This is a genomic window from Rhodococcus sp. MEB032 (genome assembly GCF_030208925.1).
In the GTDB taxonomy this organism is placed as follows: domain Bacteria; phylum Actinomycetota; class Actinomycetes; order Mycobacteriales; family Mycobacteriaceae; genus Rhodococcus_F; species Rhodococcus_F qingshengii.
Genome location: NZ_JARVSY010000001.1, coordinates 112,910 through 137,879 on the forward strand (window position 1 = coordinate 112,910; position 24,970 = coordinate 137,879).

22 protein-coding genes and 1 riboswitch are annotated in these 24,970 nt (G+C 63.7%); of the genes, 10 read left to right on the forward strand and 12 right to left on the reverse strand.

All coding sequences use genetic code 11. The features are described 5' to 3' along the window. The first annotated feature begins 2 nt into the window (after window positions 1-2). The 4 genes from QRN54_RS00545 to QRN54_RS00560 all read left to right on the forward strand — a co-directional run bounded on the left by QRN54_RS00545 (window position 3) and on the right by QRN54_RS00560 (window position 4,838). A complete protein-coding gene (locus QRN54_RS00545; RefSeq protein ID WP_007734524.1) occupies window positions 3-890 on the forward strand; it encodes an ROK family protein in 888 nt (295 codons plus the stop codon). 139 nt (window positions 891-1,029) lie between these two features. Further along, window positions 1,030-2,217 carry a phosphotransferase family protein gene (locus QRN54_RS00550; protein ID WP_007734522.1) on the forward strand — a complete coding sequence of 396 codons (1,188 nt, stop codon included), beginning with the start codon at window positions 1,030-1,032 and terminating at the stop codon, window positions 2,215-2,217. Between the two features lies 1 nt (window position 2,218). Beyond that, on the forward strand, window positions 2,219-3,388 hold the full coding sequence (locus QRN54_RS00555) for an Rv3169 family protein (RefSeq protein ID WP_285181428.1): 1,170 nt from the start codon (window positions 2,219-2,221) through the stop codon (window positions 3,386-3,388). Window positions 3,389-3,392: 4 nt separating this feature from the next. Next, entirely contained in the window at window positions 3,393-4,838 is a 1,446-nt protein-coding gene (locus QRN54_RS00560) for an aldehyde dehydrogenase (protein ID WP_003945530.1), read from the forward strand. A 330-nt stretch (window positions 4,839-5,168) separates the two neighbouring features. On the opposite strand, the gene QRN54_RS00565 is transcribed toward QRN54_RS00560, so the two are convergent. The 5 genes from QRN54_RS00565 to QRN54_RS00585 form a co-directional block, all read right to left on the reverse strand. Further along, window positions 5,169-5,870 (reverse strand): (2Fe-2S) ferredoxin domain-containing protein, encoded by a 702-nt coding sequence (locus QRN54_RS00565; RefSeq protein ID WP_042920257.1) that lies wholly within the window; start codon window positions 5,868-5,870, stop codon window positions 5,169-5,171. Continuing rightward, window positions 5,867-6,928 (reverse strand): ABC transporter substrate-binding protein, encoded by a 1,062-nt coding sequence (locus QRN54_RS00570; RefSeq protein ID WP_063314957.1) that lies wholly within the window; start codon window positions 6,926-6,928, stop codon window positions 5,867-5,869. The genes QRN54_RS00565 and QRN54_RS00570 overlap by 4 nt, the downstream gene beginning before the upstream one ends. Then, complete coding sequence (locus QRN54_RS00575) at window positions 6,925-7,743, reverse strand: ABC transporter ATP-binding protein (RefSeq protein ID WP_063314958.1); 819 nt, start codon at window positions 7,741-7,743, stop codon at window positions 6,925-6,927. The genes QRN54_RS00570 and QRN54_RS00575 overlap by 4 nt, the downstream gene beginning before the upstream one ends. Then, window positions 7,740-8,747: a FecCD family ABC transporter permease gene (locus QRN54_RS00580; protein WP_007734507.1), complete on the reverse strand. Its 1,008-nt coding sequence runs from the start codon at window positions 8,745-8,747 to the stop codon at window positions 7,740-7,742. Before QRN54_RS00580 ends, QRN54_RS00575 begins: the two co-directional genes overlap by 4 nt. A 117-nt stretch (window positions 8,748-8,864) precedes the next feature. After that, a riboswitch (cobalamin riboswitch) is annotated at window positions 8,865-9,001 on the reverse strand. 16 nt (window positions 9,002-9,017) lie between these two features. Next, complete coding sequence (locus QRN54_RS00585; protein WP_285181429.1) at window positions 9,018-9,626, reverse strand: TetR/AcrR family transcriptional regulator; 609 nt, start codon at window positions 9,624-9,626, stop codon at window positions 9,018-9,020. Window positions 9,627-9,678: 52 nt separating this feature from the next. On the opposite strand from QRN54_RS00585, the gene QRN54_RS00590 reads away from it, so the two are divergent. From QRN54_RS00590 to QRN54_RS00600, 3 genes are read left to right on the forward strand one after another with little or no spacing between them, the layout of a single operon-like run. Next, window positions 9,679-10,617, forward strand: a complete 939-nt coding sequence (locus QRN54_RS00590; RefSeq protein ID WP_285181430.1) for an alpha/beta hydrolase — start codon at window positions 9,679-9,681, stop codon at window positions 10,615-10,617. Between the two features lie 10 nt (window positions 10,618-10,627). Next, a complete protein-coding gene (locus tag QRN54_RS00595; protein WP_285181431.1) occupies window positions 10,628-11,575 on the forward strand; it encodes a cation diffusion facilitator family transporter in 948 nt (315 codons plus the stop codon). Between the two features lie 28 nt (window positions 11,576-11,603). After that, window positions 11,604-11,912 (forward strand): hypothetical protein, encoded by a 309-nt coding sequence (locus QRN54_RS00600; protein WP_007734501.1) that lies wholly within the window; start codon window positions 11,604-11,606, stop codon window positions 11,910-11,912. A 58-nt stretch (window positions 11,913-11,970) separates the two neighbouring features. Here the strand turns inward: QRN54_RS00600 and epsC are convergent, their stop codons facing one another. The 6 genes from epsC to QRN54_RS00630 all read right to left on the reverse strand — a co-directional run bounded on the left by epsC (window position 11,971) and on the right by QRN54_RS00630 (window position 18,480). Further along, a complete protein-coding gene (gene epsC / locus QRN54_RS00605) occupies window positions 11,971-12,549 on the reverse strand; it encodes a serine O-acetyltransferase EpsC (protein WP_003945907.1) in 579 nt (192 codons plus the stop codon). 5 nt (window positions 12,550-12,554) lie between these two features. Next, on the reverse strand, window positions 12,555-13,490 hold the full coding sequence (cysK, locus tag QRN54_RS00610) for a cysteine synthase A (RefSeq protein ID WP_003945916.1): 936 nt from the start codon (window positions 13,488-13,490) through the stop codon (window positions 12,555-12,557). A gap of 181 nt (window positions 13,491-13,671) precedes the next feature. Further along, a complete protein-coding gene (locus QRN54_RS00615; RefSeq protein WP_003945806.1) occupies window positions 13,672-15,501 on the reverse strand; it encodes a phosphoenolpyruvate carboxykinase (GTP) in 1,830 nt (609 codons plus the stop codon). 277 nt (window positions 15,502-15,778) lie between these two features. Beyond that, window positions 15,779-16,117 carry a DUF6802 family protein gene (locus QRN54_RS00620; protein WP_007734497.1) on the reverse strand — a complete coding sequence of 113 codons (339 nt, stop codon included), beginning with the start codon at window positions 16,115-16,117 and terminating at the stop codon, window positions 15,779-15,781. A gap of 133 nt (window positions 16,118-16,250) precedes the next feature. Further along, window positions 16,251-17,591, reverse strand: coding sequence for a hypothetical protein (locus QRN54_RS00625; protein WP_285181432.1), 1,341 nt, complete (start codon window positions 17,589-17,591; stop codon window positions 16,251-16,253). After that, on the reverse strand, window positions 17,584-18,480 hold the full coding sequence (locus QRN54_RS00630) for a GTPase domain-containing protein (protein WP_285181433.1): 897 nt from the start codon (window positions 18,478-18,480) through the stop codon (window positions 17,584-17,586). The genes QRN54_RS00625 and QRN54_RS00630 overlap by 8 nt, the downstream gene beginning before the upstream one ends. 199 nt (window positions 18,481-18,679) lie before the next feature. On the opposite strand from QRN54_RS00630, the gene trmB reads away from it, so the two are divergent. The 3 genes from trmB to QRN54_RS00645 are packed head-to-tail and all read left to right on the forward strand — an operon-like array spanning window position 18,680 to window position 23,092. After that, the gene (gene trmB, locus QRN54_RS00635; protein WP_007734493.1) at window positions 18,680-19,438 is read left to right on the forward strand and encodes a tRNA (guanosine(46)-N7)-methyltransferase TrmB; all 759 of its coding nucleotides are present in this window, start codon (window positions 18,680-18,682) and stop codon (window positions 19,436-19,438) included. Then, complete coding sequence (locus tag QRN54_RS00640) at window positions 19,435-20,142, forward strand: NYN domain-containing protein (RefSeq protein ID WP_003945733.1); 708 nt, start codon at window positions 19,435-19,437, stop codon at window positions 20,140-20,142. The genes trmB and QRN54_RS00640 overlap by 4 nt, the downstream gene beginning before the upstream one ends. A gap of 10 nt (window positions 20,143-20,152) precedes the next feature. Then, window positions 20,153-23,092, forward strand: a complete 2,940-nt coding sequence (locus tag QRN54_RS00645; protein ID WP_285181434.1) for an MMPL family transporter — start codon at window positions 20,153-20,155, stop codon at window positions 23,090-23,092. On the opposite strand, the gene QRN54_RS00650 is transcribed toward QRN54_RS00645, so the two are convergent. Beyond that, window positions 23,067-24,935, reverse strand: coding sequence for a DUF2339 domain-containing protein (locus tag QRN54_RS00650; protein WP_285181435.1), 1,869 nt, complete (start codon window positions 24,933-24,935; stop codon window positions 23,067-23,069). The genes QRN54_RS00645 and QRN54_RS00650 overlap by 26 nt on opposite strands. Window positions 24,936-24,970 lie beyond the last annotated feature (35 nt).

The window sequence follows — 24,970 nt, forward strand, 5'->3', positions numbered from 1 at the left end:
ACATGCGCCTCGCAGTCGACATCGGTGGTACCAAGATGGCTGCCGGGGTCGTGTCCGAGGACGGCCGCGTTCCCGTGTTCGACAGCGTGCCGACGCCGCAGACCGACCCGTGGGGATCCTGTGCGGCGCTGCTCGAACGAGTCGCAGACGGCCGAGAGGTCGACGGTGTCGGCATCGCGTGCGCCGGGCCGGTGGACACCGTCGCCGGCGTCGTCGCTCCCATCAACATCACCGAGTGGGCACAAGGATTCGAGCTCGTAGCGGGCGTCCGCAGCGTCTTTCCCGACGCCGGAACCGCCCTCGCAATGGACGGAGCCGCAGCGGCATTGGCGGAGTTCCACCACGGCGCCGGACGCGGAACCCCGAACCTCCTGAGCCTGGTCGTCTCGACGGGAATCGGCGGAGGAATCGTTCTCGGCGGTGAGATTGCTCGGGGTCGCACGGGGAACGCCGGTCACATCGGCCACATCGTCGTTCCAGGATCTGCCGAACCGTGCAGCTGCGGGGGCGTCGGCTGCCTCGAGACGGTGGCAAGTGGACCGTCCGCGGTGCGATGGGCTCGTAGCCAGGGCTGGTCGGGGAACACCGGCCGTGAACTAGCCGAGGGTGCACGCAGCGGCGACGCGATCGCCGTGGACGCGCTTCACCGTGCAGGCACGGCGCTCGGTGGTGCCATCGCCTCGGCGGCTGCCCTCCTGGACGTGGACCTCGCGGTGATCGGCGGCGGTTTCGCCCAGTCGGGTACACCGCTGTGGGAACCGATGCTCGACGCGGCTGCCCGACATGCCCGTTTGTCGTTCGTCGCCGGGCTCCGGATCGTTCCCGCCGAGCTGGGTGGCGCCGGAACTCTGACCGGTGCGGGCTTGCTCGCGCTCACCGCCGTTATCTGACACGCGTTCTTCCCCGATAAATCCGCAGGGAGTCCCACTAAACGGGTGCCACCTGTTCCCAATTTCTGTAACGTGTTTTAGTGTTCTGACTCACACCGTTACGGGCATTGCACGTGACGCCTACGGGAAGGAGGTGACCGTGAGCCCAGACGCTTCCTCATCTGACGTTGCCTCGACTGCTTCTTCGACCGATGAAACCGAGCATCACGCCCAGGTCGCCCGACCAAGCGATTCCCTCCGCGACACCGAAGACCTCCGTGAGCGCCTGGAACGGTGGATGGCCGGCAAGGTGCCGAGCGGATCCACTGTGACCGTCGCCGACGTCACCTTGCCCGCAGCCAACGGCATGTCCAGCGAAACCATCCTCTTCGACGCCACCTGGGACGGCGAACATCATCCCTTGGTCGCTCGGGTGGCGCCGACGGAATCGACCATGCCGGTCTTTCCTGCCTACGACCTCGAATCCCAGTTCCGCACCATGGCTCAGGTGCGCGAGCACTCGGCAGTGCCCGTACCCGCGGTGTACTGGTCGGAATCCGACCCGGACGCGTTGGGTGCGCCGTTCTTCGTGATGGAACGCATCTCCGGCGACGTGCCACCGGACGTCATGCCGTACAACTTCGGATCGTGGGTCACCGAAGCGTCTCCCGAGCAGCGAAAGACCCTGCAGCGCAGCTCGGTCGACGTCCTGGCTCAGTTGCATGCCATCGACAAACCTGGTGAGCGTTTCGACTTCCTCAGACTCCCGAATTCGGGAACGACTGCACGAGAAGCATTCACGGCGCACATCGCCGAGCAGCGCGCGTACTACGAGTGGGTGGTCTCCGACGGGATCAGATCACCGCTCATCGAACGTGCCCTCGACTGGATCGAGGAGAACAATCCCGCGGACGATTCGCCGGCAGTGCTCTGTTGGGGCGACTCGCGCATCGGCAACGTCATGTACCAGGACTTCGCGCCGGTAGCCGTACTGGACTGGGAAATGGCAACTCTCGGCCCGCGGGAGATGGATCTGGGCTGGATGGCATTCCTGCACAGGTTCTTCGAGGACATCGCCGGACTGGCGAACCTACCCGGTCTTCCCGACTTCCTTCGACTGCCGGATCTCGCGCAGACCTACGCCGAGATCACCGGCCACACCCCACACGATCTGGAGTTCTACGTTACCTATGCCGCACTGCGTCAGGCGGTCATCATGTGGCGTATCCAGGCTCGCGCCATAGCTTTCGGCCAGTCACAGCGACCCGAAGACCCCGACGACATGATCATGCACCGCGCTTCGCTCGCCGCGATGCTCGACGGTACCTACTGGGAGAGGTTGGCCTGACATGCTCTCACCGATGGACGACTATCCCGTTCACCAGATCGCCGAACCGATCCGTCACGTAGCCACCTCGGATCGAAACTTCTACGACCGCTACTACTTCAACTGCTACCCCACCGAATCCTCCGACGTGTTCCTCATCGTCGGACTCGGCCAGTACCCCAACCTCGGCGTCATGGACGCCTTCGCGGTACTGCGCCGCGGTGACGACCACATCGTTGCTCGTATGTCGAAGGCTCTGGGCGCCGACCGCACCGACACCACCGTCGGACCTTTGCGCATCGAAGTGCTGGAAGGACTGCAGAAGCTCCGCGTCGTCCTCGAACCAGGCAGCGAATACGATCTCTCCTTCGACATCACCTTCGACGCCACCATCCCGGCGGCGCTCGAGCCCAAGCACTTTCGCCGTCAACTCGAACGAGTCACGTTCGACACCTCACGCTTCCTGCAGACCGGAACCTGGACCGGATCGCTCACCGTCGACGGGGAGGACTTCGCGATCGACCCGAAGACGTGGCGAGGTAACCGCGACCGCTCGTGGGGTGTGCGTCCGGTCGGTGAAGCCGAACCGCAAGGCAGACGCGCCGTCGACGGAATCCAGAACTTCTTCTGGATCTACGCGGTCATGCAGTTCGACGAGTTCACGATCTCGGTGATCATGCAGGAAGACGAGCAGGGCAGGCGCATCGTCGAAGAAGCCATGCGAGTGTGGCCGGACGAAGCCAGGGACAACGAATGGCTCGGCCGACCCGAACACGAACTGACGTTCTGCCCCGACACCCGCGACGTCACCGGAGCGACCATCACCTTCCACCGGCCAGGCGGTGAAGTCCTCACCGTCGCCTGCGAACTGCTGCTGGCCAACTACATCGGAATCGGCACCGGCTACGGGCTCGAACAGGACTGGCGTCACGGAATGTGGCAGGGCGAACTCGTCGTACAAGGGCTCCGCCACAAGGTCCACGAGATCGAACCGTTCCAACGCATGTTCTCCCCCGTCGACAACCTCGCGTCCTTCACGCTCACCGAAGGCACGAACACCAACACCGGCACCGGTCTTTTCGAGGTAGCCGCCATCGGACCGCACGAGAAATACGGATTCACCAGTTTCACCGACACCGCACAGGCAGACGACGCGTATGCCCTCGCGGCGACCGACAACACCGAGGAATGAATTGATGACTGACTACGACAAGCTCTACATCGGTGGAGCATGGGTGGCCCCGGCCACCGACCAGGTACTCGAAGTGTTCTCTCCCGCAACGGAGGAGCGCGTCGGCAGCTGTCCCATCGCAGCACCGGCAGACATCGACGCGGCCGTGTCCGCAGCCCGCGCGGCGTTCGAGGGACCGTGGTCACGCACCACCCCCGCCGAGCGCGGCGCGATCCTCGCCAAGGCCGCCAAGCTGATCGAAGAGCGCAGCGCGGAAATCAACCAGCTCATCTCCAACGAGATGGGCCAGCCGCCCGCCATGGTCGGCATGATGCAGCAGACCCCGTCGATGGCGACGCTGGGCTACTACGCCGAGCTGGCCGACAAGTTCGCGTGGGAAGAGAAGCGCACCGGCGCATTCGGGCAGACCAAGGTGACCCGTGAGCCCGTCGGCGTCGTCGCCGCCGTGCTGGCCTGGAACGTCCCGCTGTTCCTGGCGATCAACAAGCTGGCCCCCGCACTGCTCGCCGGCTGCACCGTACTGCTCAAGCCCGCACCCGAATCCCCTCTCTCCGTCCACGTGATCGCCGAGATCTTCACCGAGGCAGGCGTTCCCGAAGGCGTCATCTCCGTGCTCCCCGGCGGAGCCGAGACCGGCGAATACCTGGTCTCTCACGCGGGCATCGACAAGATCACGTTCACCGGATCCAGTGCCGTCGGCCGCAAGATCGGTGCCATCGCCGCGCAGAACCTCAAGCGCTGCTCCCTCGAACTGGGTGGCAAGTCCGCCGCGATCATCCTCGAGGACGCCGACATCGCCGCCGGAATGCCGATGCTCGTCATGTCCGGCCTGATGAACACCGGCCAGGCCTGTGTCGCTCAGACCCGAATCCTCGCTCCCCGTTCGCGTTACGACGAGGTCATCGAGGGAATGAAGACCGCCGCAGGCTTCATGACCGTCGGCGATCCGTCCGATCCCGCAGCACAACTCGGCCCGCTGATCTCCGAGAAGCAGCGCGAGCGCGTCGAGGGCTATATCGCCAAGGGTAAGGAAGAAGGCGCGCGCGTCGTACTCGGTGGTGGACGCCCCGCCGGCCTGGACAAGGGCTGGTACGTCGAGCCGACCATCTTCGCCGACGTGGACAACTCGATGACCATCGCACGCGAGGAGATCTTCGGACCCGTTCTCTCGGTGATTCCGTACGACTCCGAGGACGAGGCCATCAAGATCGCCAACGATTCGGATTACGGCCTCGCCGGATCGGTGTGGACCACCGACATCGATCACGGACTCGAAGTTGCTGCGCAGATCCGCACGGGTACCTACGCGATCAACTGGTACGCCTTCGATCCCGGATCGCCGTTCGGTGGTTACAAGAACTCCGGTATCGGGCGCGAGAACGGACCTGAGGGCCTCGAAGCCTTCTGCGAGACCAAGTCCGTACTCATGCCGCCCGGCTACGTGGGCTGACCCACCCGGGAGTTGGCACCCTTTGCTGACAGTTGGCACCCGTTCCGACCTGCCGGAACGGGTGCCAGCCCCATGAAATGGGTGCCAACTCCCAGCGAATCCACAGATCCACCCGGTACCGTCGAAAACGAATCAGTCATCTCACAAAGGACATTCATATGCTCACCAACGCCATCAACGCTTTCCTCGCACTCTGGGGCAGCGCCTCCGTCGGCAGCAGTGGATACCAGATCCCGCCGGGAACCCTTCCCTTCGGTTCCTGAGACAGGACAACAGAACCCGCTGAGCGCACTTCGCGCTCAGCGGGTTCTCTGTTTCGCCGACCTGTATCTACCGGTCCAGAACGTGATCCTCCAATTGATTCTCCTGACCTGCGACCAATGCTTCAGCGTCACCGGCGTCCACGTGCCCGAACCAGGTACCGCCGGGGTTCGCGATCACCAACGGCCCCAGGTTGCACGGGCTCAGACAACCGGTTCCGGTCACCTTCGACGAGGTACCTTTGGCCGCCGCGCTCATCGCCCGGTGCAACGGTCCTGCTCCGTACGCCATACAGCGAGGGCCCTTGCACACCAACAGATGCCTATCGTGCTGCTCGATCACGGACCACGCCGGACTGCGATACGACGCCGGACTCGCGGTGATCGGCTTTCCCGCCGAGTCGAGTTCGTCGATCACCTGCCCGGCCACCGCACCTTCGAGCGTTTCCGATTCGTGGAGCGTCACTTCCAGTTCGGCGTCGATCCGGGTTTCGCGCCAGTTCGCAACCGCCTTGCTTGTCCACGTGAGCAGGTACCGATCCCTCGGCACCGCAACTGGAATCAACACGACCTTGTCGACGTCATCGACATGGGCTCGATCGAGTTCCTCGTGAAGGCTCGGCGAGGAGACATCGAGGTACGCAATACGAACGTCGACGTCGGTGCCCGCCTGAACAGCGTCGAGCATCCGTCGTGCAGCCGACTCGTCCAGGCCGCTGACAGTCGGCCGTAAGACGACAATCACCCGACGCGAGCACCGGTTGTTGCTCATGCCGACGGCGCGGTTGTCCAGTCGATGCTGCTCGACGGAGCCAGCCCGAACTCTTCGATCTTCGCGCGCAACTGTTCCGCGCCGTAGATATTGGGGAACCCACTGGTGAACATGGCGAGCGGGAGTACGACGAAACGGTTCTGCTTGACTGCGTCGAGGTCACGCAGGCCTTCTCGGCTCTTGATCGCGTCGATCTTGCCCTGTACTTCGTCGGCACTCTTCTTGTAGTCCATGATCACGATGATGTCGGGTTCTGACTTCGCGACGGTCTCCCAGCTCGCTTTGAACCAGGTGTTGTCGACGTCGGCGAACACATTGGTTCCCCCGGCGACGTCGATGATTCCGTTGGGGGCTCCGTTGCCTCCGCTGGTGTACAGATCTTCTTCACCGCTGTCGTAGATCAGCACCTTCGGCTTGTCGGCGGCATCTGGCGCGGACTCCAGACGTGCCAAACGTGAATCCAATTCGGTCAATGCCTCGGCGGCGGTGTCCTCGGTTCCGAACAGCTTTCCGTAATTGGTCACGTCCGCACGAAGGGCATCCCACGGACCCATCGTGCCGAGCGCGGAATCCGCTGCGGCACTCTGCCGACAACTATCGGAGATCACATATGCATCGATGTTGTTGCTCTGCAGCGATTCCGGCGTCACACCGGAGGCGCCCTTGAACAAGCCACTGTAGGAGCCGACCACCAGGTCCGCCTGCTTACCCAGAATCGTCTCCATCGTGATCGTTCCGTCCAGGTGTGGGACGTCGGCGATTCCGGGACCGAACATCGAGTCCATGACCGCGTCGTTGTTCGTGTTCAACACGACGGCAGCGAGACGATCCAGACCGCCGACTCGGAGAATGGTACCGATATTGGCCGCATTGCTTGTGGCAACAACCTTTTCGATCGGAAGTTGGAAAGTGCTTTCCGTTCCGCAGTTCTCCAGCGTGACCGAAGTCTTGTCCGCGGCTTCGTCGACGGGCGCGGTTGCCGAGCATCCGGACACGGCCAACAACGCTGTAGCGGCTACAACCGCACCGAACGACGCGCGGGTCTTTACGTGTATCAAAGTGCACTCTCCGAAAATGTGTGTTGTGGTTGAGAATTTCGTGATTCGAATACGAGGTGTGAACGGCCTGTCGCGGGGTTCACGAGTTCGAAAGTCTCGACGCCGAAAACAGTTGCCACCACCGAGGTGGTGAGTACGTCGGATGGATGTCCGAACGCCCTGGCCACTCCATCCGCGAGCACGAGCACCCGATCGCACACTGCCGCAGCCAAATCGAGGTCGTGCAGTGCCATGATCACCGTCCGGTCCAACGACCGGACCAGATCGAGCAGTTCGAGTTGATGCCGGATGTCGAGATGATTGGTCGGCTCGTCGAGGATGAGCACACCGGCGTCCTGCGCGAGACCTCGGGCGAGAAACACCCGCCGACGCTCACCGCCGGAAAGCGTGTCCATCGAAGAGAACCGGTGCTCGATCATTCCGACCTCGCCCAGAGCACGATCGACGACGGCATTCTCGTGCTTTCCACCGACGCTCCAGGGCTTTGCATGTGGTGTGCGGCCCAGACTCACGTACTCGTGAACCAACAAATCGGCGGGACTCTGCTCTTCCTGCGCCACAAAGGAAATGGCTTTGGCCCTCGACCGCGCGGACATCGCGTGCACGGAGTCGCCGCCGACACGAATGTCACCGCCGGCGATCGGCCCGAGACCGGCGAGAGCACGCAAGAACGTCGACTTGCCCGAGCCGTTCGGACCAACCACGCCGACCACTGCGCCGGCGTCGGCCGCGATGTCGACGCCTTTGACGATGGTTCGACGGTCGATGCGGACAACTACTCCGGACGCGGTCAGCGCCAGGGCTCGGGCGCTCACGAACTGCCACCGAATCGGTAGCGCCGACGGCCGAGAAGCAGGAGAAACAGCGGTGCACCGATCACCCCGGTCACCACGCTCAGCGGGATCTCGGTCGGCCGCAACGAGGTCCGCGCCACGACGTCGACCCACACCAGGAACGACGCGCCGATCAGCGCTGCCGCCGGCAACACCACTCGATGTCTGGCTCCGACAAGCATGCGTGTGACGTGCGGTATGACCAGGCCTACGAAGGCAATCGCGCCGGACACCGCAACCATCGTGCCGACCAACGCTGCCAGCACGCCGAACAGCACGTTTCGCAGGGTTCGGATGGGAATACCGAGCGAAGCCGCGACGTCCGGTCCGGCCGCCAGCGCGTCCAGCCAACCGTGCAGCGCGAACACCGCTGCCGTCAGCAGGAACACAACGATGACCGGCGCCCACAACTTGTCCCAGGATGCCCCGGCCAAACTTCCCAGGAGCCAGAACAATACGGACTGCGCGGCCTGGGAATCATTGGTACGCAGCACCAGAAAACTCGCGATCGCCGACAAGGCGGATGCGGTAACGGTGCCGGTCAGAACCAATCGCAGTGGAGTGATACCGCCTTGCAGCGTCGCGATGGTGAAGACGAGAATCGCAGCTCCCAGCGCCCCGATCATCGCGCCGAAACTGAGCGCCCACACTCCCGCGCCGGCGAACAGTCCGGTGGTGATGACGGCGGTGGCACCGACACTCGCGCCGGACGACACTCCCAGCAGGTGGGGATCGGCGAGAGCGTTACGGACGAGGGTTTGCACCACCGCGCCGGCGACGGCAAGACCAGCGCCGACGGCCAGACCGAGCAGTACCCGAGGTGCTCTGATCCCCCACACGATCGCAAGTTCGGAACGCGTGACGGGTGGGCCTCCAAAGCGCGAGTGCACCACGTCCACCACAGTGGACACGGGGAGCATCTCGGATCCGAATGCCAACGCGCACACAGCAGAGAGCACGGCGACGACCAGCAGAGCGGGCAGCACGATACCCGGACTGAGCCGTCCTCGAGGCGCACCAGCCTTCGGCGAAGGCAGGTGGGTAGGTGGAGACAGAGCTCCGCCAACAGCATTCATGGTGTGACCGATCCATCCTCGTGGCATGACACAACGTCAACGAGGGTGGTATCTGGCTACGGTCGACGCAGGGACGACCTCACAGTGGCGGGACCGCGCCGGAATTGCACCGACTTCCCATTACCTCGATGATGACGTCAGAAACCATAACGGACTGTGGTCACCATTCCGCACACCGGATCAGGATTCCGACGCGATCATCGATCTCGCCTGCCGCACGACGGCTTCCGTTCGCACTCGAAGTTCCTCGGGTGAATCCGATTCCAGCACAACCCGATGCACCTGACTGTCCACGGCAGTCACAGTCAGCCGCGACGTCAACAACGCATCCTCCGCACTGAAACCGTGGCTCTGGAGGTACTCCGAAAAGCCGAGTACCAGTTGACGATTCATTCCTTCGACCTGCTCGATGAGCTCACGCGTACGTGGAACCTGATCGTAGAGCAGGTGAAAGAACTCTCGCGGCTTACTGTTCACTTCGACCGCGCACTCCACCAACATCCGGACGGCCTCGTCCGGGGAGAGCTCACGCTCGACGATGTCGGCAAGGCAGAGCGCAAAACTCTCCCGCGCAGCACTCACGTGACGGTTCGCCAACTCCGAGAGAATCTCGTACTTGTCGCCGAAATACTGGTAGAGCGAGCCCACCGACACCCCTGCTTCGTCAGCGATCCGGTTGGTGGTCGCTGCCATGGCTTCCGAAGCGAAAACGCGAGTAGCTGCCTCCAGGATCGCGTCGTAGGTAGCCCTCGAGCGCTGCTGGGAGGGCCTTTTCCGCCGAGTCGACACGGTCCTCCGATGCGAGTTGTCAGCCGCGACGCCGATACCGAGAATTGTGTAGGTGACCAGCGCCGATTACTCGAAGTTTATGCCCGACCGGTACACCGACCACATGCCGGCGCCGACCCCGACGTGGTGGGAGTGGAACGGCAACACCGTCCACGTCGCACGGGCCGTGGTTCCAGACGCGCCGGTTCGTGTTCTCGGCATCCACGGCGCCGGCGGCTACTCGGGCGCGTTGTGGCCGTTCGCCGGGATCGGCGTGAAACTCGGAGCCGAAGTCCTCTTCCCTGACCTTCCGCTGTACGGCGACACCGTCGTAGCCGATCCCGCCGGCGTCCGGTACGAGCAGTGGGTCGATCTCCTCTGCGATCTCGTCCGGGCCGAGAAGGCAGCCGACGATCGGCCGCTGGTGTTGTTGGGAGCCAGCATCGGCGGTCTGCTGGCCTACGAGGTGGCCGCGCGGACCGGTCTGGCCGACGCCGTCGTCGCTACCTGCCTGCTCGATCCCTCGGATCCATCGGCCAGAGCTGCCGCGGCGCGGTTCGGCCCGATGGGTGTCTACGGCGCTCCCCTGATGCGGCGCACCGAACGACTGGTGGGCCGTATCCGCGTGCCCATCCGTTGGGTCGCCGACGTGGCGAACATGAGCAGCAATCCGGAGCTCGCAACGCTGTGCGCAACCGATCCGCTCGGTGGAGGTGTTCGAGTGCCACTCGGATTCCTCAGCAGCTACTTCTCGTTCGAGCACACCGCACCCGAAGCATTTCGGACGACGCCCGTTCTGCTCACCCACCCGGCCGACGACCGATGGACGCCACCCGAACTGAGCCTGCAGTTCCTCCGCCGCATCAACGCACCCACCGAATTCGTGATGCTGGACGGGTGCGGGCACTTTCCCGTCGAAGAGCCGGGCCTGACGCAGTTCCACGACGCCGTCGCCACACTGCTGCACTCCGTCGCCGAGCGTCACCGCACGAAACCGTCGTCACCCGCCTAGCCTGAGAATCGTGAGCACCGAAACGGAAGCATCGGCCGACGAGAGCACCACGACGGTCGTACTGGCGTTTGCGGCGAACGCGCTGATCGCCGGTGCCAAGACGGCGGCCGCCATCGTCACCGGATCTGCATCGATGGTCGCAGAGGGCACCCACTCCTGGGCCGATACCGGCAACGAAGTGCTGCTGCTGATCGCGAACCGCCGCTCGAAAAGGGTTCCCGACCGAGACCAGCCACTCGGCTACGGCCGGGAGGCATACATCTGGTCGATGTTCGCCGCTCTCGGACTGTTTGCACTCGGCGCGGGTGTCTCGATCACTCATGGCATCCAGGAACTGTTCCATTCCGAACCGGCGTCCGACTTCGGTGTCGCCTACGCCGTCCTCGGCGTCTCGTTCATCCTCGAAGGCATCTCGTTCCGGCAGGCGTACAAACAACTCCGAAACGAAGCGTCCGCCGTGAACCGCGACGTCATGACCCAGGCACTCAACACATCCGACCCGACGACTCGGGCCGTGTTCGCCGAAGATGCTGCGGCACTTATCGGTTTGGTCATCGCGTTCGTCGGTGTTCTGTTGCACCAGGTCACCGGTTCACCCGTCCCCGACGCCCTCGGCTCCATCTTCGTCGGCATTCTCCTCGGGGTCATCGCAATCATTCTGATAGATCGGAACCGCCGCTTCCTGGTCGGCGAAGAGGCCTCACCGACGCTGCGGGCAGCAGCCGTCGAAGCTCTCACCCAACTGCCCGAGATCAACCGAATCACGTTCCTACGCATGGAATACCTCGGGCCGCGGCAGGTCTACCTGGTGGCCAGCGTCGACCTGGTCGGTGACTACGCGGAATCCCGTGTGGCCCACACGTTGCGCGAACTCGAACGCTCACTCGAGCAGAGCCCACGCGTCGTGCGGGCGATCCTGACCCTCTCGACCCCCGAAGAACCGTCGATCACAGTCTGAACTTTCGGCTGGGCGATAGGCTCTTTCGATGCGCGCACTGATCGTGATTCTGATGGTTCTGGGATTTGTAGTCGGGGGAATTCCCCTGGTGGGCATTGCGATCGACATGTTGACCAGTCGTGACGACACCATTGTCTATCAGGGTGCGTACGAACCGATCCGGGGTGTGCAGATGAGTCGCGACTACGAGTCGAGCCTGGACATCTCCTACATGGCGCTCCCAGACAAATCGCCCGAGTGGTTGATTCTCGCCTGCTACCCCCTGATCGGAGCAGCACTGGGCGCTCTGACGGCGGCCGTACTGGGACGTCTCGGGTGGCGCCTGACACGCGCCTGAGCAGACGCCGATGGCCACCCGTCGTCTACACGAGGGTGGCCATCGAAGAAGGAGTGCTTCAGATGTACATCGCCGGATCGATGTAGCTGTTCGGGTCCACCAGTTTTTCCTTGGTGGTCCGTGGCCGCGCCACCGCCGGGATACCCGTCGCGATGGATTCGGCCGGAACATCTCTGGTGACAACGGCATTGGCGCCGATAGCGCTACCTTCACCGATGACGACAGGTCCGAGGATCTTGGCACCAGCGCCGACGGTGACCCGATCACCCAGCGTCGGGTGACGCTTGACCTGCTCGAGCGAGCGACCACCGAGAGTGACGCCGTGATAGAGCATCACGTCGTTACCGACCTCGGCCGTCTCCCCGATCACGACGCCCATGCCGTGATCGATGAAAAACCGCCGACCGATGGTGGCACCGGGATGAATCTCGATGCCGGTGACGAAGCGTGTCAGCTGCGAGAGCACTCGCGCCGGGCCGCGTAGCGCAGGGACGGCCCACATGCGATGCGCAACCCGATGTGCCCAAATGGCATGCAGCCCTGAATAAACGAGCGCGTTCTCCACATTGCTGCGCGCGGCAGGATCCTGACCGCGCGCAGCCTGCAGGTCCTCGCGAATTGTCCCGAGGATACTCACAAGTCTCAGTCCCGGATGTGTTCGAACAGCGGGGTGGAGATGTAACGCTCGCCGAAGTCGCACACGACAGCCACGATCAGCTTGCCGGCGTTTTCCGGACGCTTCGCCAACTCGAGTGCTGCCCAGACGATGGCGCCGGACGAGATGCCGCCCAGGATGCCTTCCTTGGTGCCGAGTGCGCGAGCGACCTCGATGGAATCGGGGAACGAGACGTCGATGATCTCGTCGTAGATCTCGCGATCGAGGACGTCGGGCACGAAGTTCGCGCCGATTCCCTGGATCTTGTGGGGGCCGGGCTGGCCACCGTTGAGGATCGGCGAGTCGATGGGCTCGACGCCCACGATCTTGACCTCGGGCTTGTACTTGCGAAGGGTGCGTCCGACGCCGGTGATGGTGCCGCCGGTGCCGATGCCGGACACGAAGATGTCGACGGCGCCGTCGGTGTCGGCCCAGACCTCTTCGCCCGTCGTTGCCTCGTGGATGGCCGGGTTGGCCGGGTTCGCGAACTGGCTGGCCGAGACGGCGTTCTCGGTCTGCTCGACGATTTCCTTGGCCTTGGCGACCGCACCGGCCATGCCCTCGGATCCCGGGGTCAGCACGATCTCGGCGCCGTAAGCACGCAGCATCACGCGACGCTCGGTGGACATGGTCTCGGGCATGGTCAGGATGACCTTGTAGCCACGAGCAGCACCGACCATGGCGAGTGCGATACCCGTGTTACCGCTGGTTCCCTCGACGATCGTGCCACCGGGCTTGAGTGCTCCGGACTTCTCGGCGGCGTCGATGATCGCCACGCCGATCCGGTCCTTGACGCTGTTGGCCGGGTTGTAGAACTCGAGCTTGACGGCGACCTGTGCGTCCAGGCCCTCGGTCAGACGGTTGAGCCGCACGATCGGGGTGCGCCCGACCAATTCGGTCACGTTGTTGTAGATCCCGCTCATATCTGGTCCTCCTGAGGATCGAGTGTGTCGACCCGCTCGCTGATCACTGCTTTACGGCTGAACTGCATAACGGCTGAACTGCTTAACGGCTACAGGCAAGGGCATACAGACGACCGATGCCGCATCGGTTCATCAAATTGAACCAATGCGGCATCAGGCCACTACATACGGGGGCGGTTTATCAGGCCAACCGCTGCTTCAGAGCTTCGAACTCGTCGCGAATGCCGGTCGGCAGCTTCTCGCCGACGAAGTCGAACCACTCTTCGATGAGCGGGATCTCGGCCTTCCACTCGTCGATGTTGACCGCGAGGGCCTCGGTGATGTCGGCGTCCGACACGTCCAGTCCTTCGATGTCGAGTGCCGATCCGGTGGGAACGACGCCGATCGGGGTGTCGATACCGGCAGCCTTGTGCTCGATACGCTCGACGATCCACTTCAGGACGCGGGAGTTCTCGCCGAAGCCTGGCCACAGGAAGCGTCCGTCGTCGCCGCGGCGGAACCAGTTGACGTAGAAGACCTTGGGGAGCTTGGACGCGTCGGCGGACTTGCCGAGGTCGATCCAGTGCTGGAAGTAGTCACCGACGTTGTAGCCGAGGAACGGCAGCATTGCCATCGGATCGCGGCGAACCGTACCGACCTGGCCTTCGGCTGCTGCGGTCTGCTCGGAGCCGACCGTTGCACCCATGAAGACGCCGTGCTGCCAGTCGCGAGCCTCGGTGACCAGCGGAACCGTCGTCTTGCGGCGTCCGCCGAACAGGATTGCCGAGATCGGCACGCCCTTCGGGTCGTCCCACTCGGGAGCCATGATCGGGCACTGCGACATCGGGGTGCAGTAACGCGAGTTGGGATGAGCCGCATGGGTGCCCGACTCGGGCGTCCACTCGTTGCCCTTCCAGTCGATCAGGTGCTGCGGGTCGCCTTCGAGGCCCTCCCACCAGACGTCACCGTCGTCAGTCAGAGCGACGTTGGTGAAGACCGTGTTGCCCTGGTCGATGGTGCGCATGGCGTTGGGGTTCGAGGACCAGTTGGTGCCGGGAGCCACGCCGAAGAAACCGAATTCCGGGTTGACGGCGTACAGCTGTCCGTCCTCACCGAAACGCATCCAGGCGATGTCGTCACCGAGGGTCTCGGCGCGCCACCCGGGGATGGTCGGCTGGATCATCGCGAGGTTGGTCTTGCCACAAGCGGAGGGGAATGCCGCCGCGATGTAGTAGGCCTTGTCCTCGGGCGAGATGAGCTTGAGGATGAGCATGTGCTCGGCCAGCCAGCCCTCGTCGTGCGCCATTGCCGAGGCGATACGCAGCGAGTAGCACTTCTTGCCCAGGAGAGCGTTTCCGCCGTAGCCGGAACCGAAGCTCCAGATCTCACGATCCTCGGGGAAGTGGGTGATGTACTTGGTGTCGTTGCACGGCCACGCGACGTCTTCCTGGCCTTCGGCCAGCGGAGCGCCCAGCGAGTGCAGCGCCTTGACGAAGAACCCGTCGGTGCCGAGCTTGTCGAGAACCTTGCTGCCCATGCGGGTCATGACGCGCATGGAGACGACGACGTACTCGGAATCGGTGAGCTCGACGCCCAGCTTCGGGTCCTCGGCGTCGAGGGGGCCCATGCAGAACGGCACGACGTACATGGTGCGTCCACGCATGCAACCGCGGTACAGGTCACCCATGAGGGTGCGCATCTCCGCCGGGTCCATCCAGTTGTTGGTGGGACCTGCGTCGATTTCTTCCTTCGAGCAGATGTACGTACGCGATTCGACTCGCGCGACATCGGACGGATCGGAGTTGCCGAGGAAAGAGTTCGGCTTCTTCTCGTCGTTGAGGCGGGTGAAGGTTCCTGCCTCGACCAACTTCGTTGTCAGTCGGTCCCATTCTTCGTCCGAGCCGTCTGCGAAGACGACGCGATCAGGCTGGGTGAGTTCGGCAACCTCTTGCACCCATGCAAGCAGTTCCTTGTGCTGCGTGGGGGGCGTGCCGTCAGTTCCATTGAGACCGGGAATGGTCGCTGAGGTCATCAAACTCTCCTGGGGTGAGCCGGAACCGGGTTCTCGTGACACCGGATGCGAACTGCAGCGCCCCGATACCAGTCGATCCCGGTGTCCCCCTCTCGACGGGGTCCAGCCGCGTCATCCACTCACGTGGATTTCACGGACGCCGGGTGTCCTATGTATTGAGGTTAACGCTGGCTGTTCACCTGCAGGTAATCGGGTGCGGTCAGAAATGTCACAGAAACGATTCAGTTGGTGTGTTCAGGTGCCTACCCGGCGCTCAGAGCACATAAACGGAAGCTTTTCAGAGTGCTCCGGCATCGATTTTCTGCCACACGAGGGCGCCTTCGTCGTCTCGACTGCATTCCCAGGCCGAGTAGTCGCCGTCCGAGTCGATCATCGTGAGGCGATCGGCGCTACCGTCGCGATCGAAATCGGACACGATCACGACGGCGTCGTCGGAGTGGACGACACGGCTGTCGACCGTTCCGTCACCGTCCAAGTCGAAGGCGTCGAAGTTCAGGTCGCCGGCATCGACCGGTCCCGACGCGGGCCCGAAGGCCTCGGGCTCGATACGCCCAGGATCGAGCGCTTCGGCTTCGTGCCCGTCGATGTGTCCGGCCGTGATCAGAAATGCGTCCATTACTCCCCCTACTGGATGGTGACCTACTGCTTCGGCAACCCCTACCGAAACCGTCCGCTCAGTATTACAGACCCCGACGATCAGTCGAGGCCGAAATTGCGGCACTGTGGAGAACTCTGCACTCGCGGAATGATCAGTAGGCGGCGTTCAAAACGGCGAGGTCGCGCTCGCACGACGCGAGCTGACCCGATCTGGCCGCGGCGAGCTCACGAAGTTCACCGTCGATCTCCACGATTCGGGCCTGCGCCGACGCCACCTGCTCGCGGCTCTCCGCCATGATCGCCGCTCCCAGATCCGCCTCGGCCTCGAGCAGCACGCTCTGCACTCGCTGCTCCCACTGAGCGCGAACCGCCGACATCGATTCGACGATCCACGACCTGGAGTGGGCACGATCGGCCGTCAACCCGCGAGTTCGCGCCAACCACCACGCCGCGGCGCCACCCAGAATCAACGTCACGGGGATACTTGCGAACTCCAAGGCCGGAATCATTTCCAGCGGAGTCACTGCGATACGGCCGAGGCCGAGACCCGCGGACGCGCCGACAAGAATTGTCACCCGGTCCTCGTTTCCGCGCTGACGGCCCGGCAGGCCCTCCGGAATCTGCGGGGAAGGCATGTATCCATTCGTCCCCGCAGATTCCACCGCTGCCGCCATCGCGGCGTCGAACACCCGGGTGTGATGGTCGACCTCGTGCTGCAGTCGCGTCGGCACGCTGCCCAATTCGGCTCGCGAGGCGGCATCGACCCAGGCACGTGCCCCGGCGACCGTCGCCCGGGTTGCCTCGGCGATTTGTTGTGACAGATCCCCGCGCGCTCGTTGCAGTCGGCTTCGCACCTGCACCAGGCGTTCGCCTCGTCGGCCGTCACGGTCTGCGAGCAGCTGCGATCGCTCGGCCCGCAATTCGGCACCAGGAACACTGTCACGTAGATTCCGGATCTCCATCTCGATCATCCGGCGCGTCTGTGCGATGACTCCGGAATCCGAACCACCTGCTTCCCTCTCCCGTGCCGCCCGGCTCACGACCGCAACGAGTGACTGCTCCTGACCAGGCGCAATCGGGACCACCGGAGCCTGAGCAAAAGCGGTGCAGTGCGAAGCGAGAATCTCGGCATCACGCCGGCGCACCGCCTGCCAGTCTCGATAGACGTCGACGCGGGTCAGCGCCACCACCACCGGGGTTCCGCTCGCCGCGGCGTCGCCGAGGAGAAGGAGATCCTCGCGTCCGATCACACTGGCGGCGTCGACGACCAGAAGTACGACGTCGGCGTCCACCTCGCGTGTCACTGTCGAACAATCTTCCGAAGCATCGAACATCTGCGCGACGTCTTCCCCTCCACACCTTGGTGGACCGACAACGTAAATGCGAGTGCCACTGGATGTTTCGGCGGCGACCCGGCGACCCGGATCGGATGCCGGATTCCATCGCTGCACCACGCGCAGCACCGAATCCGGAAGTACCGAAACGCTATTCATCGGTCACCGCCGGGGCAGAGCGATCGCCTCCGAGCTGCGCCCACCGACGCACATACCCGCGTCGAATCAGTGAGACCCGTTGTTGCGGAAACTGTTCCGACTCGTTCACGAGCTCGCTCCACCACCGGCTGCACGTGCCCGCGTCGTCAGCGGTACGAGGATCGGGAGGCTCGCCTTGACGCAGGGCTCGAATTTCGGGGCTCATCATCGCCGCCGCGGCGCCGAACAACACCGCGGAGTCCGAACTCAGATACAACTCGATCTCGTCCCTGCCCGCAGCGCTGCGCGAGGCAGATCGCCTCAGCGCCGGGCCGATCTGCTCGACCCGGCCCCACCACTGCGCCTCCAGAACAGGTCCGAGAGCCGCGAACAACTCTTCGACGCCGCGCCCGGTCAGTGTCTCCACCGGAACCGTGGGCACGCCGACGTTCTCCGAGATTTCCGCCGCCCGTCCCAGCGCCTCGTCCCAGCGCGGACCGAACAAGTCAGCCTTGTTCGCAGCGACGACCACACGATCGGAAACTCGAGCAATGGCTCGGCCGTCGACGTCGCGGACCGCGTCGACCACCACGTAGACAACGCAACGACGACCCAGATCGGGGTTCGACGTTCCAGGGACATCGAATGCCCTCGACTCGGTCACCACAACCGGTGCGCCGACAACTCTGCGCGAGAACCGGTCGTCGCGCCTCAGGATTCGCGCCAACGACGACCGCCCCACCCCGGCCCGTCCGGCGACCACCAGCTCGAGCGGCGCAGTCAGCGATCCGAGCACGGAGTGAACCACCTCTGCGGCTCCCGAATCGATCGACGTCAGCCGATATGCCAGAGCGCGCAACTGATCGATCGGCTCCGAGCAGGCGTCGTCGATCGATTCTGCGGGCAACATTCGTGACCAATTACTGCATGCAAATCCTGTGTTCATCCCCACCCCACGTCCCCATCGTGTCGGTGAGATTCTGTCAGGTTCTCGGCAAGGACGGCAGGTGACACCACCCTTTCGCCGACAGTCCGAAGTCGACGGTTTCAGGACTTTCCGTGGAAAGTCTCAACTCAAACTTCAGACCCGTCTGCGCTAAACGGGGGTCATGCGTGACAATGGGTTCGTGAACGAAGCCGATCAGCATGCACCGCAGACCCCTGACACGGGGCAGACGGACCACACCAAGGGGTCCCGTCTCCATCCGAGAGTGACCAGCTTTCGCTCTCGCCGGGGTGCGCTGACCGACGCACAGCAGCAGGCTTGGGACCGTCAGTGGCCGCTCATCGGCGCCGACGTCTCGGACACACCGCTCGACGCGAACGCCTGGTTCGGACGTGAAGCACCCCTGATCATCGAGATCGGTTCGGGTACCGGCACCGCGACGGCCGCAATGGCCAAGGCGGAACCGCACGTGAACCTGATCGCGATCGAGGTGTACCGCCCCGGGCTGGCGCAGCTTCTCCAGCAGGTCGAACGCGAAGAAATTCCCAACGTCCGCGTACTGCGCGGTGACGCGATGGACGTACTCGAGAACATGGTCGCCCCCGAGTCCCTGACGGGCGTCCGGGTGTTCTTCCCGGATCCGTGGCCCAAGGCCCGCCATCACAAGCGTCGCCTCCTGCAGGGGCCGACGTTCTCGCTGATCGCCAACCGCCTCAAGCCCGGCGGAGTCCTGCACGTGGCAACCGATCACGCCGAGTACGCCGAATGGATCGAAGAAGCCGGCAATGCCGAGCCGCTGCTGACCGCACTCGACTGGGAGTCTCCGATGACCCACGAGCGTCCGGTCACCAAGTTCGAGGACAAAGCCCATAAGGTCGGAAGTGCAATCACCGAGCTTATATGGGGGAAGATCAGAGCATGAGCGTCAGCGAACAGCTATCCGACGACGTGACGTCGTCGGAATCTCCTCTCGACTTCGGTCGTGACTCCCGCCACCCCAAGCGGGTGCTTCTGGTCTGGGACGCCCCTAACCTCGACATGGGCCTCGGCGCTATCCTCGGTGGCCGGCCTACCGCCGCCTACCGGCCACGATTCGACGCTTTGGGTCGTTGGCTGCTCTCTCGCACCGCCGAACTGTCCGCCCAGAACAGCGGCACGCTCGAGCCTGAAGCGACCGTCTTCACCAACATCGCGTCCGGCAGCGCCGACGTCGTTCGTCCTTGGGTCGAAGCCTTGCGTAACGTGGGTTTCGCGGTGTTCGCCAAGCCGAAGGTCGATGAAGACAGCGATGTCGATTCGGACATGCTCGAGCACATCGCGCTCCGGTACGGCGAGGGCCTCGCCGGAATCATGGTCGCGTCCGCCGACGGCCAAGCGTTCCGCGAACCTCTCGAGGACATCGCAGCAACCGGTATCCCGGTCCAGGTTCTCGGGTTCCGTGAACACGCCAGCTGGGCTGTGTCGTCCGATATCTTGGACTTCGTCGATCTCGAGGACATCCCAGGTGTCTTCCGTGAGCCTCTGCCACGGGTAAGCCTGGACACCCTGCCCGACGAGGGCGCCTGGTTGCAGCCGTTCCGACCGCTTTCTGCCCTGCTCATCGGGCGAAAAAGTGTTGCCGAGTAGGAGTTGATCAGTGTTCGCCAGCTGGGGAAGCATCGTCTATCGAGCCCGCTTCACCGTCATCGCTGTCATGGTGGCGGGGCTCCTCGGGCTCGCTGCGTACGGCCTGAGCCTGCAGGATCATCTCAGCCAGAGCGGCTGGGACGATCCGGGGTCGGAATCGGTAGAGGCTGCCAAACTCGCTGACGGCACGTTCGGACGCAGCACGACGGGTGACGTTCTGGCGCTGTACACGGCGCCGGAGGGCAAGACCGTCGACGACCCCGAGTTCCAAGCGAAGGTCATCGACAATCTGCAGCGACTCGTCGCCGACAACCCCGACCAGATCATGAAGATCAACGGCTCGTACTTCAAGGTCGACAACGGTCTCTCGGTGGCGGCCCTGGCGGACAAGACCAAGCAACACGCGGTCACCAGCATCGCGATCGCCGGAGACAACGACACCGCGGTGTCCAACAACTTCCGCGACGTCGAGTCGCAGTTCTACATCGACGGCGTCGACGTGCAACTCGCCGGCCTGCAACCTGTCGCGAATTCGCTCAACGACACGATGGCCAACGACATCAAGCGCATGGAAATGCTCGCGATTCCTGCTGTCGGTGTCCTGCTGTTCTTCGTCTTCGGTGGCGTCGTCGCTGCTGCCCTCCCGTTGATCGTCGGCGGTCTGACCGTTATCGGCGCCAACGGCATCATTCGACTGATCACCAACTTCACCGAGGTCAACGCGTTTGTTGCGCCCGTGGTCTCTCTGGTCGGCCTGGGTCTGGCGATCGACTACGGACTGTTCATCGTCAGCCGTTTCCGAGAAGAGATAGCCGAGGGGTACGACACCCCGACCGCTGTACGCCGAACGGTCATGACGGCAGGTAGAACGGTCATGTTCTCGGCGACCATGGTTGCCGTCAGCCTCGGCGGTCTGCTGTTGTTCCCGCAGGGCTTCCTCAAATCGGTGGCTTACGGCGCCATTGCTGCCGTCATGCTTGCCGCGATCTCGTCCATCACGATTCTTCCCGCGATTCTCGGCATTCTCGGCAAGCGGATCGACGCGCTGACCTTCAAGAAGCTGCGCCAGACCAAGACCAACGAGGAAATCGAGAACGGTTTCTGGGGCAAGCTCACCCGCTGGGTCATGCAGCATCCGCTCAAGGTCGCGGTCCCGATCGTCGCGGCTCTACTGCTGATGATCATTCCGCTGACGGGCATCAAGTTCGGCGGTATCAACGAGACGTACCTGCCCCCGGACAGCCCCACGCGTGTCGCGCAGGCGCAGTTCGACGAACTCTTCCCCGGCAATCGCACCGAGCCCGTTCGACTCGTCATCGAGGGAGCCGACAACACCACCCTCGGTCAGATTTCCAAGACCGCAAATGCTGCGCCGGGTCTCGTCGAGAAGTTCACCCCGGAGGTTGCGACGAAGGACGGTGTCAACGTCCTCAAGGCCGGTCTGACGGAGCGGAACGAAGCACGTCCCACCATCGACTATCTGCGGTCCGCGGACTGGCCCGAGGGCACAACTGTGCTGGTCGGCGGTACTCCGGCCATCGAGCAGGACAGCGTCGACGCATTGCTCGATCGTCTGCCGCTGATGGTCGTATCCGTCATCCTGCTGACGACCTTGCTGATGTTCTTGACGTTCGGCTCGCTCGTCCTGCCCATCAAGGCCGCATTGATGAGCGCGCTCGGACTGGGTTCAACGCTCGGAATCTTGACCTGGATCTTCATCGACGGGCACGGTTCCGGTCTGTTGAACTTCACACCGGGGCCGATCATGTCTCCCGTCCTGGTGTTGATCATCGCGATCGTCTACGGCCTGTCGACCGACTACGAAGTGTTCCTGCTCTCCCGCATGGTCGAAGCGCGAGCGCAGGGCGCGAGTACTACCGAATCCATCCGTATCGGCACGGCACATACCGGACGAATCATCACCGCTGCCGCACTGATTCTGATCGTGGTCACCGGCGCATTCGGCTTGTCCGATCTGGTGATGATGAAATACATCTCCTACGGCATGATCTCCGCGCTGATCATCGACGCGACTCTCATCCGAATGTTCCTGGTCCCCGCGACCATGAAACTGCTCGGCGACGACTGCTGGTGGGCTCCGGCCTGGATGAAGCGGATCCAGCAGAAGATCGGGCTGGGCGAGCCGATCCTCGACAACGAGCTGGTACTCGCGAACGTCCCGCAGATCGCGCCTGTCGGTGCGATCGCCGGACCGGGTCAGCCGCGCAAGATCGAAGCGGCCTCGCGGGTCATGCCGCCGCCTGCCCCGGCTGCACAGCCGGAAAGCGGACCTCGCGTTCCCGATCCTCTCACCGAGCCCATTCCGCTCAGCGAAATGGCGATCAAGGCACCCAACACGGAGGCTCCCGCCGCCGAGAAGCTGGCACCGCGACGTCGTCTCGATATCGGGAGTGCAGCCAGCGCCCCCCAGAACCTGATCGAGGCACCGGTGCCCAATCCCTCGTACCGGCCGCAACCGAATGCCAGCGACAAGCGCAGAAACCCCACGCCCGCTGCGCCGGCCGAGCGTCCCATCGAGAGTTGGTTGTCGGACCTGCGGGCCCGGGAACAGACTCCCCCGGCCTCACGTCCACTGCCGGTGGTCCGGACGCCTTCGCGGACAAACGGTTCGGCGACCAACGGTGCTGCCAGCAGCAGTTCAGGCTCCAACGGCGCGAGCCGGAACGGCTCCGCAAACGGTGCTACCAACGGCTCTGCAACAAACGGTTCAGCCCCGACCTCGGTGGAGGCGACCCCCCAGTCGCCGCCTCCACCGTCCGCTCCGGAGCGTCGTAACGGGGTTTTCACGGATTCGCCTTCGCCTACCAACGAGCCCCGAGTCTCGGACGCCACCCCTGACGGCGACGACAACGCCACCGGCAGGCACCGGCCTGACGACGCAGGCGCCATCAGCGTGAGCGAGCTCATCGCTCGCCAGAAGCGAAGCTGACCTGCTCCTGCTCCTGCTCCTGCTTGGCGAAGGCTCGTGCATAACGTGTCCCGACCAGCAGGAGCAGCAAGCCGACCACCAGGAAGGCAACGCTACGCACCAGCCCACTGAGTGTGGCCAGGTCGAAGAGGAACAGCTTTGCCACGGCCGCACTGGTGAGAGCAAGCCCGGCTCCGAGCAAGACGCGAGCGTGCTGGCGGTTGTTCAATCCGAGCACCAGCGCTGACGTGGCGGCAAGCATCCAGACGATGGTTGCAACGCTGTGCCCGGCAACGAATCCGGTTGCACTGTCGAAAATTTCGACGCCGGATGAGACGAGCGCGCACGTCACCGCGTAGAGGACACCGAACCCTGCGGCCGCCCATAGAACCGCTGCATTCGAATCGGCAATCAACTTCAGTCGGTGAATCGCCCAGACCAGCATCACCAGTGCACCTATCGCCGTCAGGCTCGAGAGTGCCGTGATCGCACCGAGTTGCATGGATGCGGCGCGAGCGGTCGTCAACGCCTCCGGCGGAACCGTCGTGAGGTATCCGATCGATCCGATTGCCGCAAAGACGGTTCCGAGGGCGAAGACGAAGCGCGAACCCGCATACAGCGAGACTCCGAGGAAGATCATTCCGACCGTGAGGATCAGCGGTACGACCAGAGATTCAGTCGCCCCGGAGAAGCAGCAGAGCAACAATGCGAGGGCGCCGGTTGCGCCCAGTCCGAATCGCAGTTGCGTCGGCAAAGGCTTGGCCGCCGCTGCAGCCGAAAGAAGTAGTGCCGCAGCAATTCCGTACAGCACTGCGGATTCGGTGCGCCCGAGCACGGCTCCGACGCACATCAGCGGAAGGGACGAGATGACAAAGGTAGCGGTGGACCACGCCCCTGCAATGCCGTCACGCGAGGGCGAACCCGTCCACTGCATAACCATCGCGCAGCCGGCCCCCACGATTGCAACCACGCCGGCACTGATCACCAATTGCACTGCACTGTTACCGGATTCGCAGAAGATGGACTTCGACGCTATCGCTGCGAGCAGTGCGAGAACCACCGGTGCGGTGCGCGCCATGCCCAGGTATTTCCAGTCACGACCGAGCTGGGCGGAGAATGTCGCCGATTGGATCGCGAAGAGGAAACCGATGAGGGTCAACGATATTCCCGACGTCAACACGGGAGCCAGCAGCGCTGCTCCCAGAACGATCATGAGCGCCAGCGATTCGGAATCCCACTTCACGGCGAGGGCAACGCCGGCGGCGGCGATTCCGAAGGCAATCACCACCGCGAGCGGTGTCGTCACCCAACCGTAGAGAACGGAGGCTGCGACGACATCGAGATACATCCCTGCAAAACCGGTGGCAGCCAGGGCAATTGCCCCCACTTTGCCCCCTGGTCGTCCGTGGACCCGCACCCCGGCAAACACCAAGGCGCCGGAAAGGAGCGCACCGCCGAGCACCCGCAGCGGAGGTCCGAAGAATCCGGCCTGCGCTGCAAGTACCAGCAGCATCACGACGCCGATCAGTGTGACGGCAACACCGGCCGCGGCCAGGAGTCGACTGATGACACCGTCGCGTTGCCACCAGGGCTGGCGAGGCGCGGCAACCGGATACGTCGGCGGCTGCCACGCGGGCACGCTCTGCTGAGGACGCATTGGTGGCATCTGCGGCACCTGTGGCGCCGGAGATGCGGGTGCCGGAACTACCGGCATGGGCGGGGTCGCAGTAGCCGAGGACAGCTGAGTCTGCAGGATCGACAGGTTCTGGCCCATGTGACGCAACTGCCGGCCGATGCTGTCGCACTCGGCCGAGAGGGCGGTCACCAGTCGCGGATCGACGGCGGAAAAGCTCGGTGTGGTCATGGCTTCGAGCTTGCTGCGTGGCCGAACCGATCAGA